The sequence below is a fragment of the Tsukamurella serpentis genome, from assembly GCF_054780975.1.
In genome coordinates, this window is record NZ_BAAGVH010000009.1 from 133,086 (window position 1) to 152,110 (window position 19,025).

Below are 19,025 nucleotides of genomic sequence, written 5' to 3' on the forward strand. Positions count from 1 at the left end.
CGATCAAGGAGATAGCGATGATCTCGGTACTCGCCCTCGCCGGCCTTTTCGTCGTCCTCGCGTGGGCCACACACGACAGAGACGGTATGGACTTCCGCGCCCGGGACATCCACCGGGCACAATCGTGGTAGGAGGTCAGGTATGACGACGATCACACGAGTAGCGCGGACCGGCCTGAGGACCGGCGTGCGGGCCGGACTCGGCGGCACCGTCACCCGGTCGCTGTCGCTCCCGGCGAGCGGCTGGCACCTGCGCGGTCCGGACCAGCCGGGCATCGAATGCGAGTCCGACGATGCAGCCGGTCCCGTCGGGCCCGAGGAGGCCGCGCAGCTGCGGACCCCGCCGCGGTTGCGGCAGGGACCGGTGCTGGCCTCACTGACCTACACGCTGCGTGAGGGCGATGCGAAGTTCCGCGACGTCGAAGAACACGGGGAGGTGTACCAGGGTGCGTTCTCCGGTGGGCCGGGCCGTTTCGTGATGCTCTCGAACCCCTCGCACATCGCCTCGATCATGGGCGCCCCGGAAACGGCTCCGTCGGCGACGCGGTTCTCGCCGCTGCGGCCGATCATCGGACCCGACTCGGTTCTGACCTCGATCGGCAGTCGGCACAAGCAGCAGCGCCGGCTGCTGCTGCCGCAGTTCCACGGTCGGGCCATCACCGACTACCAGCGCCGGATCGACGATGCCACCTGCCGCCGGATCGACGAGTGGCAGCCGGGGGAGCAGGTCGCACTCGCCGATGTCGGCCAGCAGATCACCCTGGACGTGATCATGTCTGCCGTCTTCGGGATCGAGGACGAGACCGGCGCCACCCCCGCTGAGCGGTCCGTGCGCGAGTCGATGGTGCGGCTGCTGCACCTGTCGACGCATCCGATCGCCACGGCGGTCCAGCTGAGCAATGCGCGCAGCCGCGAGCCGCGCGGCGTGCTCAAGATGGTGCTTCGGCCCCTGGACCGGTCCATCCATGCGGTGATCGCCGAACGTCGCCGGGAGGGTGCCGACGGCGCCGACGGGGCCGGCCGCACCGATATCATGACGGTCCTGATGGCCGCCCGCGGCGACGACGGCGAGCCACTGCGTGACGGCGAGATCCGCGATGAACTGCTCACGCTGGTGCTCGCCGGGCACGAGACCACGTCGAACTCGGTGGCCTGGACGTTCGAGCGGCTGACCAGGTACCCGCAGGTGTACCGGCAGGCGGTGGAGGCGGCCCGCAGCGGTGACGAGGACTACATCGAGGCGCTGATCAGCGAGTCCATGCGCAGCCGGCCGGTGGTCCCGGCCGTGGCGCGGGAACTGCTCTCGGACTGGCAGTTCGGTCCGTACGTCGCCGAGAAGGGGATCGTCGCGCTGGTGTCGATCCTGATGCTGCACCACCGTCAGGACCTGTACCCGCAGCCCTTCGCCTTCGACCCGCAGCGGTTCCTCGGCGCGCGCCCGTCACCGCAGCGGTTGATGCCCTTCGGCGGCGGAAACCGGCGCTGTCTGGGTGCGACGCTGGCGTTGGCCGAGTTGCGCACCGTGCTGACGCAGATCCTGCTCCGGGTGGACCTGGCGATGACCGACGCGCCGCCGGAGCGGCCGCGGCACCGCAACGTCACCATGATCCCGGGCGACGGCGGCCTGGTGACGGCGCTGGCCCGGAGCTGACCTGCTCGTCGGGTGCGGCACCGTCGGCTCCGTCAGGAAGGGGTCACGACGCCCGTCCGGCGCAACCGCGAATGACGGTAGCCGTACGCGAAGTACACGCCGAGGCCGAATGCGGTCCACAGGCCGAAGGCGATCCACGTCGGCGCCTTCATCTCGAACATCAGCATGGTGCACAGTCCCACACCGATCACCGGGATCAGCGGCAGGTGCCAGAGCCGGCCGCTGATGGTCGCGCGGAGGGTGAGCGGTGTGACGAACCGACGGTCCAGATCGGGCTGAGTATTGCGCAGCACGATGACGCCCACGTTCACCAGCGCGAACGCGAACAGAGAACCGATCGAGGTGGCATTGGCGAGCTCACCCAGTGGCACCAGGCCGGCCAGGAGGGCGACGACGACACCGACGATCGCGATGTTGCGCACCGGCACCCGGCTGCGCTTGCTGATGGTGGAGAAGACCGGCGGGACCAGGCCGTCCTTGCCCATGGTGTAGAGGATGCGGGTCTGCCCGTACATGACGGCCAGTACCACGCTGGCGATGGCGATCACGGCACCGATGGACAGCACCACCGCGGGCCAGGTGCTGTTGGTGACGTCGGTGAGCACCTTCGCCAGGGACGCCTTGCTGCCGCCGAACTCCTGCCACGGCATAGCGCCGACGGCGACCAGTGCCACCAGGCAGTAGAGGACGGTGATGATCACCAGGGACAGGATGATCGCTCGCGGGAGGTCGCGGCGCGGGTCCTTGGCCTCGTTACCGGCAGTGGAGGCGGCGTCGAAGCCGATGTAGGAGAAGAACACCAGGGCCGCCGCGGTGGTCACTCCAGCAGCGCCGAAGGGCATGAACGGGGTGAGGTTCCCGGCGTCGAAGGCGGTGAACGCGATCACGCAGAAGAACACCAGGATGCAGATCTTGAGGAACACCATCGCGGTGTTCAGGCGCGCGCTCTCGGTGGTGCCGCCGATCAGCACCAGGCAGGCCAGGGCCACGATCACCATGGCGGGGATGTTGACCATCCCACCGTCGTCCGGGGGTGCGGTGATCGCCATGGGCAGGGTGACGCCGAAGACGGTGCTCAGCAGTTCGTTGATGTACTCGCCCCAGCCGACGGCGACGGCGGCCACGGACACCCCGTACTCGAGCATGAGGCACCAGCCGCAGACCCAGGCGAAGAGTTCGCCGATGGTGGCGTAGGCGTACGAGTAGGAGCTGCCGGAGACAGGGATGGTGCCGGCCATCTCGGCGTACGACAGGGCTGAGAAGAGCGCGGTGAGCGCGGCGAGGACGAAGGCGATGATCACTGCCGGGCCGGCGTCGGGCGTCGCTTCACCGAGGATGACGAAGATGCCGGTGCCGAGGGAGGCGCCGATGGACAGGGCGGTGAGGTGACCGAGGCCCATGGTGCGTTTGAGCGCGGGGCCACCGTCTTCGGCGATGCTGTCGGAGACGACGCGGTCGACGGGCTTACGGGCGAGCAGCGCCGTACTGAAACGGCTCATGCGGCATCAACCGGTCCGCTGGGCGGGGGTACTACTGGCACGGCTGAATGTTCCTCTCGCACGGGCTGCGCTTGCGGGGCGGAACACATCGTGTTGGAAGCATGACCGAATTGTCAACTCAGGTCTCCCTGGGCAAAGACCCTGTTGGCCAGGCGTGTTACGCCGGTATCAGGTGCCGGTGAAGGAGGGTGTTCGTTTGTCGAGCATCGCGGCGACGGCCTCGTGGTGATCGCGGGTGGAATGGGCGATCGTCTGCATGGCGGCGGAGAGTTCGAGCAGGGCGTCGAGGCTCTGGTGCTGCCCCTCTCGCAGTAGCCGTTTCGTCATCCGCAGCGCTTGCGGTGGGTTGGCCGCGACGCGGTCCGCGAGGGTGCGGGCAGCGGTGAGCAGATCGTCGGGTTCGACGACGCTGGAGACCATGCCCCACGCGCATGCGGTCTCGGCGTCGACGGCATCGCCGGTGAGTGCCATCTCGGTGGCGCGGGCCATGCCGACGATGCGCGGCAGCAGCCACGCGCCACCGTCGCCGGGGATGAGGCCGACCTTCACGAAACTCTCGGCGAACACGGCGCGGGTGGACGCGACGCGGAGGTCGCACATCATGGCGAGATCGCAGCCCGCGCCGATCGCGGGACCGTTGACGGCTGCCACCGTGGGGACCTCGCAGTGGTACAGCGCTCGCGGGATGCGCTGGATACCGTGGCGGTAACCCTGGCGAAGCTGCGCGGCGGTGCCACCGAACATCCCTTCCTGGTCGCGCATGTGCTTGATGTTGCCGCCGGAACTGAACGCGGGGCCGGCGCCGGTGAGGATGGCGACCCGCACTCCCTCGTCCTGGTTGACCTCGGCCACCGCCTGCTCGATGGCCTCGATCATCGCGTCGTCGGAGACGGCGTTGCGGGAGGTGGGATCGTTGAGCGTCCAGGTGACGACGGGGCCGTCGCGCTCGATCAACAGGGGAGCGGTCATGGCGCCGAGCCTAGTGCGCGAGCCCGACGGTGCCGGGCCTGTTTTCGCGGTTCCGGCGTAATGCCGTAGCATGTTGCGAGCATCGCGAGATGCACGCGGGCGTAGCTCAATGGTAGAGCCCTAGTCTTCCAAACTAGCTACGCGGGTTCGATTCCCGTCGCCCGCTCCGCAGGTCAGGGCCGGTTTCCATTCAGGGGACCGGCCCTGAACCATTACCTGTGCACCCGGTGCTTACGCCCACGGTCGTGGGGAAGTGGCTCAATGCCGCGCGGACTTGTCGGTGCTGCGCGTTAGCTTCGGTGGTATGAGCGAAGTCGAGTTCACCGTCCGGGGCAGTCACCGCATCCACGTGCCCGCCGAGCGCGGCACCATCGCTTTGACGATCGGTATGGAGGGGCCTGAGCCCACCGCTGTGTTCGCTGCCGTTGCGGCATCGGCGAAGTCCCTCACAGCTGACGTCGAGGCACTGCACCGGCCGGATTCCGGGCCGGTCACCTGGTGGGCGTCGGAGCGCCTGTGCACCGGCTCCCGGCGGCCGTGGAACGACGCCGGGATCAAGCTCCCGCTGGAGTACTGGGCGCGGGTCACGTTTGAGGTCAAGTTCTCGGACTTCGACGAGCTGAACCGGTTCGCCGCCCGGATCCCGAAGTTCAGCGGGGCAGAACTGGACCGCACCACGTGGACACTCACTGCCAAGAGCCGGGACGCATTGGAGGCGAAGGTTCGGGCGGCTGCGGTGCGCGACGCCCGGAACCGGGCGCAGGTGTACGCGAATGCCCTCGACCTCGGTGAGATTCATCCGGTCGCGGTCGGCGATCCTGGGATGTTGGTGCCGCAGCGCGGTTCGGAAAGCGGGGAGACGAGATTCGCGGTCATGGGCGCGCCGTCGGGCGACTCGCAGATCGACCAGACGCCGCGCGAGATCACCATCGAGTACAGCGTCGAAGCCCGTTTCCGCACGCGGAGCTGATCGGCGGCCACTGTCGGTGGCGGGGCGGCGCCTCGATGTCGACGCCTACGCAGCCCGACCGACCGGAACTCGGTCGCGAGCCACCAACCACTTGCTCAACGGCGTCCGCAGAGCCACATCGACGAACAGCAGCGACATCGCCATCACCAACACCGACAGCACTACCGTCCGCGCGATGGCGGAGGTGGGGAACCAGCTTTCGAGCAGCTCGAAGAAGCCGAGGGTGCCCAGGATGTCGAGCATCAGCGGATGCACGGCGAACACCCCGAACGCGCGCACCGTTGCTTTGGCGACGATCCGCTGTCCGACCGCGCGGCCCGATGCCCGCAGATCGTCCCACTTCATCGCACCTAGCCACAGTAGGATCACCCCGCCCACGTACCACGGCAGGTTCAGTGGATTCCATGCCGTCGAGGCGGATTCGGGGACCTCACCAGGGCTGGTGGCCCGGAGATAGGCGGTCAGGCTGAACGCCGACGCAGCAAGGCACACTCCGACGACCAGCGCCGCTCGTGCCCGGAGCCATGCCGAGATCGCGGCATGGTGCTGAGCCGCGAGCATCCCTATCGCGATGAACAGCGCGTACATGGGGAGCAGCTTCCACATGTGGTTGAACAGCGTCGTCCACAGCGGCCCGTCCGGCTGCGGAACGTACTGGTAGAAGGCGAACGCGCCCAGCTGGATGAGCCCGGCGCCGAAGAGCACCAACCATGGATGGCCGGCGGTCCGCTGCATCAGGCGCGAGAGCAACGGGAAGAACAGGTAGATCTGCATCGAGATCAGCAGGAAGTACAGCTGGTACTTCGCGTCACCGGTGAAGCTGGTGCGCACCAAGTCGCCCACCCACCGGCCGAACGAGGGGAAAGGGTAGTCCGGGAACAGCAGGTAGTTGGTGAGCGAGTAGATCAGCGTCCACACCAGGTACGGGCCCACCACCAACCCGAACCGTTTGCGCCAGAACTCGCGGGCGTTCATCTGCCGGCCCTGCATGCTCAGTGCCAGCACGAACAGCGTCACTGCGACGAAGCCGTAGCGGGTCACGTGCAGCATCGCCGAGACCAGGCCGGTCGGCTGCGCCACCTCCGGGGTGTAGTTGATGGTGGTCACGCAATGCGCGATCACCACTCCGAGGAACAGGAGTACGCGCGTCAGGTCTGCGGTTCGAGCGCGTTCGACCGTGGCCTCCCGCTGCGTTGTGACCGCTGCTTCTCTGGTTTCGATGGTGTCACCACCCTGTTGTTCACAGGGCTGTCGTCTACCCCGATCTCATGAACTGGCTGTTCGCGATTCTACCGGTTTTCATCTGACGGAAAGACAAGGGTGGCTGGGCGTGGCGCGGATCCACCTGCGAACGAACCCGCGAACGGGCCCGCGGATCAACCTGAGGTCACCGCAAGGTCAATCCGACGGCGAGACGATCAGTGGGATGGCTTGCTCCTCGACGCTCCACGCCCCGTGGTGGCCCAGCATCCGTGACTCCGACGGTTCCTGGCTCGGCGACACCAGCACCGACCGGCCCTCAGCGACCGCCAGTACGTGACCGATCCGGTGCGCGATCACCGGATTCGGGGGAGTGGGGCCGAACCAGTGCTCGTCTAGTGCCTGCTCGCGGGTGACCACCCGAGCGTGGGTCCCCAACGTCTGGGACCAGCGCTGGGCAACCTCGTGGTCGCGGTGCCCCCGGGTCAGGTACACCTGCCGTACCCGGGCCTCACCGGCGATCAGGCGCACCCCCTCGTGCAACTGCGGCAGTGCGTCCAGGTTCACCAACGCCTCGGCGGTGATCATTCCGTGATCGCCGGTGGTCAACAGCGTGCAGGTCGGGGGAAGATCGGTCAGGATGTCCGCGAACACCGCATCGACCGATCGCAGCACGTGCCGCCACTCCGGCGAACCCGGGCCGTGCAGGTGCCCGGCGGCGTCGAGCTGGCCGAAATAGGCGTACCCGAACCGCCGGACCGATCCGTCGTGCCCCGCCACCGCGAGCACGCCCTCACGCAGTTCGTCCAGATGCGACGCCGGATGCAGCACCCCCGGCGCCCGGAACGACGCCCGGGTCAGCCCGGAACCGTCCTGGTATCCGGGCATCACGTAGTGGATCTCGACACCGGCGTCGCCGAGTACCTGGAGCCGGCTGCGCAGGCGCTGCATCTCGCCGGGTGGATGGGACGCCCGTGCGTCCGGTCCGCTGGCGCCGTCGATCGTCCACCGCAGGGGGTTGAACAGTCGCCGGCCGTGCTCGTCCGGTACACCGAAGCTGTATCCGACGATGCCGTGCGCCGCGCACGGCGCCCCCAGGGCGAGGCTGGACAGACTGGTCGCGGTGGTGGCGGGAAAGCCTGCCTGCAGGGTCGAGCGCACATGCGCTGCGAGGTTCGGGGCATCGTCGCTGTGGGCGCGCAGCAGTTCGGCGCCGAGCCCGTCGATCAGCAGTAGCACCGCATCGCGCTGTACCACCAGTTCCAGCGGGTTCGGGCCGTCGACGCCGAACGCTGAACACACCGACGGCATGACATCGCAGAGCATGCCGGACACCGGTCGATCGTATCGCCCGCCGACCGGGCGGACAGGAGGATCGAATCGCATGCTCAGGGAGCAGGCGAAGCGATCAGCGTGGCGCTCCCGCCTTCGACCAGGAGCGCCTGGTCGTCGTTCACCCGAGTCAGGGGGAAGCGCTCCCCGTAAGTGCGCACCACCTCGTCGATGACCGCCGGTGGGTACGGAGGCAGGGCGCCGTCGGCGTGCGGAATCACCACGGTGTCGACCAGTCCGAGACCGGTGTAGTCGGTGATCTCCGGGGCGTCGGCGGGATCGTCGAGTGGCGATACCGGCTCGATGTTCGGTCCGGCCACGACCGACCCCGCGCTCAGTCCCACGTAGGGCAGCCCGGCCGCCACCGCGGTCTGCAGAGCCGCGCCGGTGCCGTTGCTCTGCAGGGCGTCGAGCAGCACGAAGGTGTGGCCGCCGGCGACGTACACCGCATCGACTCCGCGCAGGTCTGATTCGAAGTCGGCAGCGTCGCGGTAATCGCGGGCGGTGATCCTGGTCAGCCGGAAACCCAGGTCGGTCAGCTGATTCCACTCGAACGTGGTGAACGGCTTGTCCGCGTACGGCTTGGCGGCGTCATCGATGAAACCGATGCGCAGCTCGCTGGGCTCCCGGCCGGTGTGACGCCGCAGGAAGGCGGGCAGGGCCCCGGCGTGAAGGGAGAGCAGCAGAAGGTTCACGACCGCCATGCTACGTCCGCTCCGGAGGCCCGTCAGTGCACCAAGCTGATACGGAAGTTACCCTTGGGGTAATAGTGACGACGATGCGGAGGTACGCGTGCGCACACGATCCGGCGGTGCGGTGCTGCTCGCCTGCTCGGCGGTACTGCTCGCAGGCTGTTCGGCAACGGTCTCGGGAAACCCGGAGATGGGGGTCACCGTGGTTCCCGGCGGGGTGCAGGTGACCACGGTCCCGCCGGCTCCATCGGCGAGCGCATTCCCACCGGGTGGGGGATCCGCGCCGCCGGCACCGTCCTCGACGGAGACGTCCAGCGCGACACCCACAGCGGGGAGTCCGGTCGCGATCGAAGACAACGGCAATGGCTACACCTTCATGCAGACCCGCAGCGGGAAGGCCCGGTGCCGAGTCAGCGAGACCGGGGCGGGATGCCAACTGCAGTTCGCCCAGCCGGTGCCGCGCACCGAATCCGGCGACGGCGCCAACGGGGTGAACGTCGGTAGCGACGGGGTTCTCACCTACGTACTCGGCGATATCGGAGTGGCGGACCCGGTGACGCTGGATTACCGGACCTACACCGCGCGGGGCTGGACCATCGTGGCGACCGAGGAGGCCACCACCTTCACCAACCAGCGCACCGGCCACGGGATGATCGTCAACATCTACGGCGCCCGCGCCTTCTGACCGGTCCGGCGCGCCGAACCGGTGCGGCACCGGACTGCTGCGGGCGCCTCACCGCGGTGTGGTGATGACCACCACCGCTTCGGCTGGTCCGTCGACGGCGGCGAACCGATGCGGCCCGGAACTGGTCCACGAGTGCGCATCCCCGCGCCGGACGATCGTCTCGGCCCCCACCGGCCCCACGCGCAGGGCGCCGTCGACCACGGTCAGGTGCTCCCGCACGGCCGGACCGTGTCCGGGGGAGACGTGATCGGCACCGCCGGGGAACTCGAGCCGAAAGACCTCGACGGTGACGTCCGGCAGCCGTCGTGCCGAGAGCAGCACCGTGCGCATTCCGCCTTCGGAGACGCTGTGCGCGCCGGGCGTCTCGCCGACCAGTGCGGTGAGCGGCACATCCAGCGGGCCGCACAGGGCGTAGAGCGTTTCGATGGTCGGATTGCGGCCGCCGGCCTCGATCTCCGACAGTGACCCCTTGCCCACACCCGCCCGCCGGGCCAGTTCGGACAGGCTCAGGCTGCGTTCGAGGCGCAGGTCGCGGAGGCGACCGCCGACATCGGGGAGCGACATGGCGCCATGATACGTTCTGTTCATGGAACGTTCTGAGAACGGAACGTGGGTGCCCATCGGTGCCGGCGTCGTCACCGCGCTGGTCGGCTACACCTCCGCGTTCGCGGTGGTGCTGGCCGGACTGCGGGCGATGGGAGCCTCCCCCGGGCAGGCCGCGTCCGGACTGCTCGCGGTGACGGTGACCATGGGCGCGGCCTCGGCGCTGCTGTCCTGGCGCTACCGTATGCCGATCATCAGTGCCTGGTCGACTCCCGGTGCCGCATTGCTCGCGACCACAGGTGCCGTGGCCGGTGGATGGCCCGCGGCGGTGGGGGCGTTCGCGGTGTGCGGTGTGCTGTTCGTGCTGACCGGCCTGTGGCCGGCGCTCGCCCGGTGGGTGCAGCGGATACCCACGCCGATTGCACAGGCGATGCTGGCCGGGGTGCTGTTGCCGCTGTGCATCGCACCGGTGACCGCACTCGCCAAGCACCCGGGGGCGGTCGCGCCGGTGCTGCTGGTGTGGCTTGTGTTGCTGAAACTGCGGCCGCGGTGGGCCGTTCCGGCGGCCTTCGTGGTGGCACTGCTGGTGATCGTTGTCGCCCTGATCCGCGACGATGCCGTACCCGCGCTGGCCGCCCTCGCGCCGCAGCTGGAGTGGACCACCCCATCGTTCACCTTTCAGGCGCTCACCGGGGTGGTGCTACCCCTGTACATCGTCACCATGGCCTCGCAGAACATACCCGGAGCTGCGGTGATGGGGAGTTACGGCTATTCGGTGCCGTGGCGTCCCGCGCTCGCGGTGACCGGGGTGGGCAGTGTGCTCGGCGCCCCGTTCGGTGGGCACGCGATCAACCTCGCGGCGATCAGCGCGGCACTGTCAGCGGGCCCGGACGCAGGTCCGGACACCTCGCGGCGGTGGATCGCCGGTGTCTCGTCGGGCGCGGTGAACCTGGTGCTCGGCGTGTTCAGTACCGGGCTCACGGCCGTGGTCCTCGCCGCGCCCGACGGGGTGATTCAGGCCGTTGCCGGGGTTGCGCTGGTGGGTGCGTTCGCGGCGGCCTGCGCCGGAGCGATGGCCGACGAACCTTCGCGTGTTCCGGCTGCGGTGACCTTCGTGGTCGCGGCCTCGGGCACCGCGGTGGCCGGCATCGGCGCGGCGTTCTGGGCCCTGGTGGTGGGCATCGTGGTGCATCTGACGCTGAGCAAGCGGACAGCTTGATCCGCCTGACCTGCTGTGATGATGGTCGGGATGACAGGATTCGAACCTGCGACCCTCCGCTCCCAAAGCGGATGCGCTACCAAGCTGCGCCACATCCCGTGATCGCGCCGACGATCAGGTAGAGCGTACCCGCCACCGTGGTGCACACCGCGCCCGCGTGCCACGCGCCCCGCAGAAAGTGAGCCAGGCTCATCATCTCGTGCAGACTGGCAAACTGATCTGATGACGACGACTCGCGCCGCGATGCTGCTGGCATCGCTTCTCGCCACGACTGCGCTGACAGTGGTCCTCGGCACCACCGATCCGGCCGCACCGCTGTCGTATCCGAGCCGCTTCCTGATCTGGAACCTCTTCCTCGCCTGGATCCCGATGGTCTGCGCAGTCGGCTTCGCGGTGGTGCGGCGGCGCTGGCCGCTGGTGCCGCTGGGAATCGGTTGGCTGGCGTTCCTCCCGAACTCGCCGTACCTGGTGACCGACCTCGTGCACCTCGGCGACGGTGAGAACCTGTGGCGGCACGTGCTGCAGTACGGGTTCGCCGCCTGGACCGGGATCCTGCTCGGTGTGGTCTCGATGCTGGCGGTGCATCGCCGCCTGGACCGGGAGTTCGGTGCACTGTGGGGATGGCTCGCGGTGGCACTGTCAGTGGGCCTGTGCGCCATCGGCGTGGTGATCGGCCGGTTCCAGCGGTGGAACTCGTGGGATCTGGTGACCCGGCCGGACGCGGTGGTCGCGGCGACCTTCGACTGGGTCAGCTCACCGCTGGCCTATGTGCAATCCACCGGGGTGGCACTCGCCGTCGCCGCGTTCTTCGGACTGGCGTACCTCATCGTCTTCGCGCTGACGCCGCAGGTCACGGCAGACGAAACGGAAGCCGGCGCGGGCACCGGATATGGGCGAGGCCGGCGGCACCTGTAATGCGCCCCGGCCTCTGTTTCACTGAGCGGTTTACAGTCACGCTCACGAACTTGAGACCAGTGTATCAGGCGGGTGTCAGGGCAGGCGCGCCACCCGCCGGATCCAGACGGTCGCCGCCACCGAGATCGCCGCGGTGAGGGCGAGGTAACCGGCCGCGGTCCACGGGGCACCGTCGGCCTCGTGGATCAGGGCGGTCAGGATCAAGGGCGTCAGCCCCGAGGCGTAGATGCCGGAGAACTGGTAGACCACCGACAACCCGGTGTACCGGACCTCAGTGGGGAACAGGCTCGCGAAGAAGGTGCCCTGCGCGGCGTAGAAAACGCCGTGGATCAGCCCGAAGACCACGATCAGCCCGACGGTGAACCACAGGATCGAGCCGGTGCTGAAGATCGCGAACACCGGCAGTACCGCGATTCCGTACAGCAGCGCGCCGGTGCCGTACACCCGCCCCGGTCCGAACCTGTCCGCGGCCACCCCGGCGAACGGGATCACCGCCGCCATCACCAGCGCGGCGGCGGTCACCGCGAGCAGCACGTCCACCTTGTTCATCGCGAGCGTGGCCGTGGCGTAGGTGATCGAGAAGACGCCCCACGTGTTGAACGCGCTGCCCTCGGCCCACCGGGCGAGGCAGCCGAGAATCGTGTTGCGGCGCAGCGTCGGATCCGCGAGCAGTTGCCGCAGCGGGGTGCGCGTGGTGTCGATCGTGGCGCGAGCGGTCACGAACGCGGGCGTCTCATCGACCGCCAGCCGCACCACGATGCCGATCACCACCAGCACGATCGATACGGCGAAGCCGATGCGCCAGCCGAACCTCAAGAACTGCTCGTCGTCGAAGACCGTCTGAAGGAGCGCGAACACCGCGGTGCCCAGGCCCAGGCCCAGCGCCAGCCCGATCTGGGGGATGGCACCGAACCGGCCCTTGCGCCCGGCGGGGGCGTGCTCGACCGCCAGGAGCACGGCGCCGGCCCACTCTCCGCCGAGCGCGAACCCCTGGACCATGCGCAGCACCAGCAGCAGCATCGGCGCGAGCATCCCGACCTGTGCCGCGGTCGGCAATGCGCCCATCAGTGCCGTTGCGACACCCATCAGCAACATGGTCAGCGCGAGCGTCTGCCGCCGGCCCAGCCGGTCACCGATGTGCCCGAAGACCAGACCGCCGATCGGTCGCATCACGAAGCCGACGGCGAAGGTGACGAAGCTGAGCATGGTCCCCACGAAGGAGCTGGTGTCCGGGAAGAACAGCTTGTTGAACACCAGTGACGCCGCGGTCGAGTAGAGGAAGAAGTCGTACCACTCGACGGTGGTACCCAGCAGTGACGCCGCCACGACCCGGCGCAACTGGGTGCGATCAGGCGCAGCTGGACCGGGGACGGGTTCGACGGTGGCTGTGCTCACCCGCGGAAGTCAACCGCGGTCCGGCCGCGCTGTCATCGGTTGTGCTCGCGCTGACGCGAACCCGGGTCAACCCAGCAGGGTGCGCTTGTCCGAGTGGAAGAACGTGACGAACGTGGTGATCCCGCACAGGACGCCGGCGACCAGGATCACCTGCGGGCCGGTGACGAACGAACCGATCACTCCGCCGACCGCGGCCCCGACCAGGAAGCCCGCGTACAGCAGCGCGTAGCCGAGCCAGTCGTAGACGGTGCCGTTGCCGGTGGCGTGCCGTTCGATGCCCTGCCCCAGCTTGACCAGGGTGCCGGTGACGTACGACAGCGGCACCGAGACCTCGCCGTTCTTGGTGAACGAGGTGTTCAGCGCGCCCAGGGAGAACGTGATGATGAGGATCGGGACGAACCGCACCTCGGGTTCGGCGAAGCCGTCGAGCAGGAAGTCGGTGCCCGATGCGAACAGGAGGCCGCCGGTGGTGAGCACCGTCGGACCGTGCGGGTGACCTGCCCAGAAGTAGCGCCGACAGACCGACGCGACGGTCACGCCCGAGATGAAGGCGACGATCAGTGCCGTGGCTGCGAGGGCGCCGGCGCCGGCCACCTGTTGCGCGTCCGACGCCTTGAACCAGGTCAGCACCGCGCGTTCGGTGTTGCCCGTCATGAAGGTGACGAAATAGCCGGCGGAATGGAGGAAGGCGACTGCTCCGACCATTCCGGCCACGCCGGCCAGTAGCCAGGACAGTCGGGCGTCGGCACCGATGGCGGTCTCGCGGGAGACGACCGGGCGGGGCTCAGTCGTAGTGGGCTGCGGCTCCGTCTTCGTGGTCATTCCCCGTTGTTACCGGAAGGAACGGTCGGTCGCTTCTCGGTGGTAAAGATTCACAATCGTCGATCAGGTGAGACACGGCTCACCTTCATGCTTCTGAAATTGACACCGGACCTGGGGAATCGGACAAATGGGGAGACTTCTCCGGGTGCAGGAAATCGCGTTGGAAGATCGCCATCAAGGAGGCGTCGCGGTAACCACCGTTGGCGAAGAACTCCTCCCGTAGGAGCCCCTCCTGCACGAAACCGGCCTTACGGTAGATGTGCGCGGCGCGTTCGTTCGCCACGTCCACGTACAGGTACACCTTGTGCAGATTGAGGATGCGGAAGGCGTGATCGAGCGCCTTGCGGGTGGCGATACCGGCGTAGCCTCGCCCCTGAGAGGCCTGTGTGACGATGATCTGGAACTCACAGTTGCGGTGGATGAAATTGATCTCCACCAATTCGACCAGTCCCACCGGCTGACCGTCGGCCTCGATGACGAACCGTCGCTCGCGGTCGTCGTGGATGTGCCGCTGGTAGATGTCCTCCAATTCGGCCAGTGCGTCGAACGGCTCCTCGAACCAGTACGTCATCGCTGCTCGGTCGTTGAACAGGCCGTGTACGAACCGCAGGTCCGTGCGCTCGAGGGCGCGCAGCTGGACGGTCATGGACCTCACGCTATGCCGCGCTGGGTTCGATCATCAAGGTGCGGCCGCCCCGGTCGACCGGCGTCACTGGGCCGCGGCGCCGTCGCGTACGCTTATTCGAGTGCCGTAGGCCCGACGGGGTCTCGTGCTGCCCGCAGGAACATCGCACATCCACGCGGTATTGCTGCCGATTACAAACCCGAGGAGAACGAGTGAAGAGCACCGTCGAGCAGCTGAGCCCGACTCGCGTCCGCCTGAGCGTCGAGGTTCCCTTCGACGAGCTCGCGCCCGATTTCGATCGCGCCTACGAGGCGCTGGCGCAGCAGGTCAACATCCCCGGCTTCCGCAAGGGCAAGGCCCCGGCGAAGCTGATCGAGGCGCGCGTCGGCCGCGACGCGGTGCTCTCGCAGGTGATCAACGAGGCGCTGCCCGGCAAGTACAGCCAGGCCGTGCTGGAGGCCGACGTCAAGGCGCTGGGCCAGCCGGAGATCGACATCGACAAGCTCGAGTACGGCGAGACCTTCTCGTTCACCGCCGAGGTCGACGTGCGCCCCGAGGTCACCCTGCCCGACTACTCCTCGATCGAGGTCGAGGTGCCCTCGCTCGAGGTCACCGACGCCGATGTCGACGAGCAGATCGAGGGCCTGCAGGCCCGCTTCGGCACCCTCAAGGGCGTCGAGCGCGAGGTGCAGACCGGTGACTTCGTCACCCTCGACCTGTCCGCCGCCGTCGACGGTGAGGACGTCGAGGACGCCAAGACCACCGGCCTCTCGCACGAGGTGGGCTCCGGCAACCTGATCGACGGCCTGGATGAGGCGGTCGTCGGGCTCAAGGCCGGCGAGTCGAAGACCTTCCCGACCACGCTGGTGGCCGGCGAGCACGCCGGCAAGGAGGCGGACGTGACCGCCGTCGTCGGCTCGGTCAAGGAGCGCGAGCTGCCGGAGCTGGACGACGAGTTCGCTCAGCTGGCCAGCGAGTTCGACACGGTCGAGGAGCTGCGTGCCGACCTGCGCGGACGGGTCGAGCAGAACAAGAAGCTCAGCCAGGCCGCCGAGATCCGTGACGCGGTGCTCGACAAGCTGCTCGAGGCCGTCGAGATCCCGCTGCCCGAGGCCGTGGTCAAGGAGCAGTCCGACGCCAACGTGCAGGACGTGCTGCAGCAGGTCGGTCACAACGAGGAACTGCTGGAGACCGCGCTCAAGGCGCAGGGCACCACGCGCGAGGAGTTCGAGAAGCAGGCCCGCGAGTCCGCCGAGAAGCAGGTGAAGGTGCAGCTGCTGCTCGACGCCATCGCCGACGCGCAGGACGTCCAGGTCGATCAGCAGGAACTGCAGGAGCACATCCTGTTCCAGTCGCAGCGCTACGGTATGCAGCCGCAGGAGTTCATCCAGCAGATCCAGCAGGCCGGCCAGCTGCCCGCCCTCTTCCAGGAGGTCCGACGGGGCAAGGGCCTCGCGGACGTCGTGCTCGAGGTGACGGTCAAGGACACCGACGGCAACCCCGTCGACACCAAGGCGCTGTTCGACCGTGACGCCCAGGACGGCGAGGCCGCCGAGGAGGCACCGGCGGGCGAGGCCGACGCCGAGCAGACCGCCGAGGCGGACGAGAAGTAATCACCCCTTGGGGAACGCCCCGCAGCCGTATTCGGCTGCGGGGCGTTCTGCCCTCAGCGGAGCCGGGCGCGCCCAGGGACCGTTCGCCCGGCGCCGTTCGTTAGTGTCGATGTCAGTAAAGAAAGGCAGGAAGCAGCGGATGACCTCCAACCCCACAATGCGGGCCGGATTTGCCGGCCTGAACCTCAACGATTCGGTGTACAGCCGCCTCCTGGAATCGCGGATCATCTTCCTCGGCAGCGAGGTCAACGACGACATCGCGAACCAGCTGTGTGCGCAGATGCTGCTGCTGTCCGCGGAGGACCCGAACAAGGACATCAACCTGTACATCAACTCGCCCGGCGGCAGCATCTCCGCGGGCATGGCGATCTTCGACACCATGGAGTTCGTGGAGTGCGATGTCGCCACCTACGCGATGGGCATGGCCGCATCGATGGGTGAGTTCTTGCTCGCGGCCGGTACCAAGGGCAAGCGATACGCGCTGCCGCACGCACGGATCATGATGCACCAGCCCTCGGCCGGCATCGGGGGTACCGCCGCCGACATCGCCATCCAGGCGGAGCTGTTCCGTAAGACCAAGATCGAGATGAACCGGCTCAACGCCCAGTTCACCGGTCAGCCGCTGGAGAAGATCGAGGCCGACGCCGATCGCGACAAGTGGTTCACCGCCGAGGAGGCCCGTGACTACGGCTTCGTCGATCACGTCGTCAGCCGCGCGAGCTCCGTCAAGTAGCGAGAGGGAAACCAAGAGCATGTACGAATACCCCACCTACGGCTACGAGGCCCCGCGTCCGGCGGCGCGCCACATCCCGCAGTACGTCGAGCGCACCGCGAACGGCGAGCGGGTGCAGAGCCCGATCACGAAGCTCTTCGAGGAACGCATCATCTTCCTCGACACCGAGATCAACGAGGCGACCGCCAACAACGTGATGTCGCAGATCCTGGTGCTGGAGTCGCAGGACCCGGACCGTGACATCACCATGTACATCAACTCGCCGGGCGGTAGCCTGTACGACGCGCTCGGTGTCTACGACACCATGCAGTACGTGCACTGCGACGTCTCGACGGTGGTGCTGGGTACCGCGGCCTCGGCCGCGGCCATCCTGCTGGCCGGAGGCACTCCCGGCAAGCGCGCTGCGCTGCCCAACTCGACGGTGCTCATCCACCAGCCGCGGACCGGCGGTTCGATGCGCGGACAGGTCTCCGACCTGGAGATCCAGGCAGCAGAGATGGAACGCGTGCGCAACAAGCTCGACGAGATCCTCGCCGGGCACACCGGGCAGAGCGTGGAGAAGATCCGCAAGGACACCGACCGTGACAGCATCCTCACGGCAGAGCAGGCCAAGGAGTACGGCATCGTCGACACCGTCTTCCCGTACCGCAAGAAGTCGAGCAAGTAGTCACCACGGATCGCACTGGTCTCCGGGGGCGCGACACGCCGCGTGAGCGGGTTCCGTGGCCCCCGGAGTCGGCTGCAGCAAGCTATTCATATCGGTCGCCGGGACTTCGGTTCGCGGGTACCGTCGTTACCAGGCATCGACGCGGATGAGAATCCAGCGGGCGGGCCACCGTCAAGGGAAGTAGGGCACAGGGCATGGCACGGATCGGGGACGGCGCAGACCTGCTGAAGTGCTCTTTCTGCGGAAAGAGCCAGAAGCAGGTCAAGAAGCTGATCGCCGGACCGGGTGTGTACATCTGCGATGAGTGCATCGACCTGTGCAACGAGATCATCGAGGAGGAGCTCGCCGAATCCAGCGATGTGAAGCTGGACGAGCTGCCCAAGCCGATCGAGATCCGCGACTTCCTCGACAACTACGTCATCGGCCAGGACTCGGCCAAGCGCAACCTGGCGGTGGCCGTCTACAACCACTACAAGCGCATCCAGGCCGGCGAGCGTAAGGACGCCCGCGGTGAGGCCGTCGAGCTGGCCAAGTCGAACATCCTCATGCTCGGCCCCACCGGCTGTGGCAAGACCTACCTGGCGCAGACTCTGGCGAAGATGCTCAACGTGCCCTTCGCCATCGCCGACGCAACCGCGCTGACCGAGGCCGGGTACGTCGGTGAGGACGTCGAGAACATCCTGCTCAAGCTGATCCAGGCCGCCGACTACGACGTCAAGCGCGCCGAGACCGGGATCATCTACATCGACGAGGTCGACAAGATCGCCCGCAAGAGCGAGAACCCGTCGATCACTCGCGACGTCTCGGGTGAGGGCGTGCAGCAGGCGCTGCTGAAGATCCTCGAGGGCACGCAGGCCAGCGTCCCGCCGCAGGGCGGCCGCAAGCACCCGCATCAGGAGTTCATCCAGATCGACACCACGAACGTGCTGTTCATCGTGGCGGGCGCGTTCGCGGGACTGGAGAAGGTCGTGGGTGACCGCATCGGCAAGCGCGGCCTGGGCTTCGGTACCGAGGTGCGCTCCAAGGCAGAGGTGGACACCGTCGATCACTTCGCGGACGTGCTGCCCGAGGACCTGATCAAGTTCGGCCTCATCCCCGAGTTCATCGGCCGTCTCCCGGTGATCGCTTCGGTGTCCAACCTGGACAAGGAGTCGCTGGTCTCGATCCTGTCCGAGCCGAAGAACGCCCTGGTCAAGCAGTACCAGCGGCTTTTCGAGATGGACGGCGTCGAGCTCGAGTTCGACGAGGACGCGCTCGGTGCGATCGCCGATCAGGCCATCCTGCGCGGCACCGGCGCCCGCGGCCTGCGCGCGATCATGGAGGAAGTCCTCAATCCCGTCATGTTCGACATCCCCTCGCGGGACGACGTCGCCAAGGTCGTCGTCACGGGGGAGACGGTGCGCGACAACGTGCTGCCCACCATCGTCCCGCGCAAGCGTTCCCGCGACGAGCGTCGCAACAAGAGCGCCTGACCACCGGCGCGGAGTGCCCGCGGG

General features: G+C 67.7%; 18 protein-coding genes and 2 tRNA genes. 10 read left to right on the plus strand and 10 right to left on the minus strand.

The genetic code is table 11. From position 1 onward, the window contains the following. Window positions 1-141 precede the first annotated feature (141 nt). Window positions 142-1,650 (plus strand): cytochrome P450, encoded by a 1,509-nt coding sequence (locus ACYVHG_RS15500; RefSeq protein ID WP_461168371.1) that lies wholly within the window; start codon window positions 142-144, stop codon window positions 1,648-1,650. Between the two features lie 32 nt (window positions 1,651-1,682). On the opposite strand, the gene ACYVHG_RS15505 is transcribed toward ACYVHG_RS15500, so the two are convergent. Further along, window positions 1,683-3,149: an amino acid permease gene (locus tag ACYVHG_RS15505; protein WP_461168372.1), complete on the minus strand. Its 1,467-nt coding sequence runs from the start codon at window positions 3,147-3,149 to the stop codon at window positions 1,683-1,685. A 168-nt stretch (window positions 3,150-3,317) separates the two neighbouring features. Continuing rightward, window positions 3,318-4,118 (minus strand): crotonase/enoyl-CoA hydratase family protein, encoded by an 801-nt coding sequence (locus ACYVHG_RS15510; RefSeq protein WP_461168373.1) that lies wholly within the window; start codon window positions 4,116-4,118, stop codon window positions 3,318-3,320. A gap of 95 nt (window positions 4,119-4,213) precedes the next feature. On the opposite strand from ACYVHG_RS15510, the gene ACYVHG_RS15515 reads away from it, so the two are divergent. After that, a tRNA-Gly gene (locus ACYVHG_RS15515) sits at window positions 4,214-4,284 on the plus strand. Window positions 4,285-4,422: 138 nt separating this feature from the next. Beyond that, on the plus strand, window positions 4,423-5,088 hold the full coding sequence (locus ACYVHG_RS15520) for an SIMPL domain-containing protein (protein ID WP_461168374.1): 666 nt from the start codon (window positions 4,423-4,425) through the stop codon (window positions 5,086-5,088). 45 nt (window positions 5,089-5,133) lie between these two features. Here ACYVHG_RS15520 and ACYVHG_RS15525 read toward each other — a convergent pair whose 3' ends face one another. From ACYVHG_RS15525 to ACYVHG_RS15535, 3 genes are all read right to left on the minus strand, one after another. Beyond that, window positions 5,134-6,195 (minus strand): acyltransferase, encoded by a 1,062-nt coding sequence (locus ACYVHG_RS15525; RefSeq protein ID WP_461168375.1) that lies wholly within the window; start codon window positions 6,193-6,195, stop codon window positions 5,134-5,136. Between the two features lie 291 nt (window positions 6,196-6,486). Beyond that, window positions 6,487-7,614, minus strand: a complete 1,128-nt coding sequence (locus ACYVHG_RS15530) for an alkaline phosphatase family protein (RefSeq protein WP_461168423.1) — start codon at window positions 7,612-7,614, stop codon at window positions 6,487-6,489. A gap of 62 nt (window positions 7,615-7,676) precedes the next feature. Next, a complete protein-coding gene (locus tag ACYVHG_RS15535) occupies window positions 7,677-8,324 on the minus strand; it encodes a Type 1 glutamine amidotransferase-like domain-containing protein (protein ID WP_461168376.1) in 648 nt (215 codons plus the stop codon). A gap of 88 nt (window positions 8,325-8,412) precedes the next feature. On the opposite strand from ACYVHG_RS15535, the gene ACYVHG_RS15540 reads away from it, so the two are divergent. Continuing rightward, window positions 8,413-8,997, plus strand: a complete 585-nt coding sequence (locus ACYVHG_RS15540; protein ID WP_461168377.1) for a hypothetical protein — start codon at window positions 8,413-8,415, stop codon at window positions 8,995-8,997. A 48-nt stretch (window positions 8,998-9,045) separates the two neighbouring features. On the opposite strand, the gene ACYVHG_RS15545 is transcribed toward ACYVHG_RS15540, so the two are convergent. Further along, window positions 9,046-9,561, minus strand: coding sequence for a helix-turn-helix domain-containing protein (locus ACYVHG_RS15545; protein ID WP_461168378.1), 516 nt, complete (start codon window positions 9,559-9,561; stop codon window positions 9,046-9,048). A gap of 22 nt (window positions 9,562-9,583) precedes the next feature. Here ACYVHG_RS15545 and ACYVHG_RS15550 point away from each other — a divergent pair, with 22 nt between their 5' ends. After that, on the plus strand, window positions 9,584-10,759 hold the full coding sequence (locus ACYVHG_RS15550) for a benzoate/H(+) symporter BenE family transporter (RefSeq protein WP_461168379.1): 1,176 nt from the start codon (window positions 9,584-9,586) through the stop codon (window positions 10,757-10,759). Between the two features lie 22 nt (window positions 10,760-10,781). On the opposite strand, the gene ACYVHG_RS15555 is transcribed toward ACYVHG_RS15550, so the two are convergent. Then, window positions 10,782-10,858, minus strand: a tRNA-Pro gene (locus tag ACYVHG_RS15555). A 123-nt stretch (window positions 10,859-10,981) separates the two neighbouring features. On the opposite strand from ACYVHG_RS15555, the gene ACYVHG_RS15560 reads away from it, so the two are divergent. Continuing rightward, on the plus strand, window positions 10,982-11,674 hold the full coding sequence (locus ACYVHG_RS15560) for a DUF1361 domain-containing protein (protein WP_461168380.1): 693 nt from the start codon (window positions 10,982-10,984) through the stop codon (window positions 11,672-11,674). Between the two features lie 75 nt (window positions 11,675-11,749). Here ACYVHG_RS15560 and ACYVHG_RS15565 read toward each other — a convergent pair whose 3' ends face one another. The 3 genes from ACYVHG_RS15565 to speG all read right to left on the minus strand — a co-directional run bounded on the left by ACYVHG_RS15565 (window position 11,750) and on the right by speG (window position 14,537). Next, a complete protein-coding gene (locus ACYVHG_RS15565; protein ID WP_461168381.1) occupies window positions 11,750-13,069 on the minus strand; it encodes an MFS transporter in 1,320 nt (439 codons plus the stop codon). Between the two features lie 66 nt (window positions 13,070-13,135). After that, complete coding sequence (locus ACYVHG_RS15570; RefSeq protein WP_461168382.1) at window positions 13,136-13,891, minus strand: YoaK family protein; 756 nt, start codon at window positions 13,889-13,891, stop codon at window positions 13,136-13,138. An 85-nt stretch (window positions 13,892-13,976) separates the two neighbouring features. Beyond that, window positions 13,977-14,537 carry a spermidine N1-acetyltransferase gene (gene speG, locus ACYVHG_RS15575; protein WP_461168383.1) on the minus strand — a complete coding sequence of 187 codons (561 nt, stop codon included), beginning with the start codon at window positions 14,535-14,537 and terminating at the stop codon, window positions 13,977-13,979. A gap of 191 nt (window positions 14,538-14,728) precedes the next feature. Here speG and tig point away from each other — a divergent pair, with 191 nt between their 5' ends. The 4 genes from tig to clpX all read left to right on the plus strand — a co-directional run bounded on the left by tig (window position 14,729) and on the right by clpX (window position 19,001). Continuing rightward, entirely contained in the window at window positions 14,729-16,129 is a 1,401-nt protein-coding gene (tig, locus tag ACYVHG_RS15580; protein WP_461168384.1) for a trigger factor, read from the plus strand. A gap of 139 nt (window positions 16,130-16,268) precedes the next feature. Continuing rightward, window positions 16,269-16,862: an ATP-dependent Clp protease proteolytic subunit gene (locus tag ACYVHG_RS15585; protein ID WP_461168385.1), complete on the plus strand. Its 594-nt coding sequence runs from the start codon at window positions 16,269-16,271 to the stop codon at window positions 16,860-16,862. A 19-nt stretch (window positions 16,863-16,881) separates the two neighbouring features. Beyond that, the gene (locus ACYVHG_RS15590) at window positions 16,882-17,529 is read left to right on the plus strand and encodes an ATP-dependent Clp protease proteolytic subunit (RefSeq protein ID WP_461168386.1); all 648 of its coding nucleotides are present in this window, start codon (window positions 16,882-16,884) and stop codon (window positions 17,527-17,529) included. 194 nt (window positions 17,530-17,723) lie between these two features. Continuing rightward, the gene (clpX, locus tag ACYVHG_RS15595; protein WP_461168387.1) at window positions 17,724-19,001 is read left to right on the plus strand and encodes an ATP-dependent Clp protease ATP-binding subunit ClpX; all 1,278 of its coding nucleotides are present in this window, start codon (window positions 17,724-17,726) and stop codon (window positions 18,999-19,001) included. The last annotated feature ends 24 nt before the right edge of the window (window positions 19,002-19,025 follow it).

Bases quoted from the DNA above. Each gene is read 5' to 3' on its own strand.
- ACYVHG_RS15500 (WP_461168371.1), top strand. From the start codon at position 142: ATGACGACGATCACACGAGTAGCGCGGACCGGCCTGAGGACCGGCGTG.
- ACYVHG_RS15505 (WP_461168372.1), bottom strand. From the start codon at position 3,149: ATGAGCCGTTTCAGTACGGCGCTGCTCGCCCGTAAGCCCGTCGACCGC.
- ACYVHG_RS15510 (WP_461168373.1), bottom strand. From the start codon at position 4,118: ATGACCGCTCCCCTGTTGATCGAGCGCGACGGCCCCGTCGTCACCTGG.
- ACYVHG_RS15520 (WP_461168374.1), top strand. From the start codon at position 4,423: ATGAGCGAAGTCGAGTTCACCGTCCGGGGCAGTCACCGCATCCACGTG.
- ACYVHG_RS15530 (WP_461168423.1), bottom strand. From the start codon at position 7,614: ATGCTCTGCGATGTCATGCCGTCGGTGTGTTCAGCGTTCGGCGTCGAC.
- ACYVHG_RS15535 (WP_461168376.1), bottom strand. From the start codon at position 8,324: ATGGCGGTCGTGAACCTTCTGCTGCTCTCCCTTCACGCCGGGGCCCTG.
- ACYVHG_RS15545 (WP_461168378.1), bottom strand. From the start codon at position 9,561: ATGTCGCTCCCCGATGTCGGCGGTCGCCTCCGCGACCTGCGCCTCGAA.
- ACYVHG_RS15550 (WP_461168379.1), top strand. From the start codon at position 9,584: ATGGAACGTTCTGAGAACGGAACGTGGGTGCCCATCGGTGCCGGCGTC.
- ACYVHG_RS15560 (WP_461168380.1), top strand. From the start codon at position 10,982: ATGACGACGACTCGCGCCGCGATGCTGCTGGCATCGCTTCTCGCCACG.
- ACYVHG_RS15570 (WP_461168382.1), bottom strand. From the start codon at position 13,891: ATGACCACGAAGACGGAGCCGCAGCCCACTACGACTGAGCCCCGCCCG.
- speG (WP_461168383.1), bottom strand. From the start codon at position 14,537: ATGACCGTCCAGCTGCGCGCCCTCGAGCGCACGGACCTGCGGTTCGTA.
- ACYVHG_RS15585 (WP_461168385.1), top strand. From the start codon at position 16,269: ATGACCTCCAACCCCACAATGCGGGCCGGATTTGCCGGCCTGAACCTC.
- ACYVHG_RS15590 (WP_461168386.1), top strand. From the start codon at position 16,882: ATGTACGAATACCCCACCTACGGCTACGAGGCCCCGCGTCCGGCGGCG.
- clpX (WP_461168387.1), top strand. From the start codon at position 17,724: ATGGCACGGATCGGGGACGGCGCAGACCTGCTGAAGTGCTCTTTCTGC.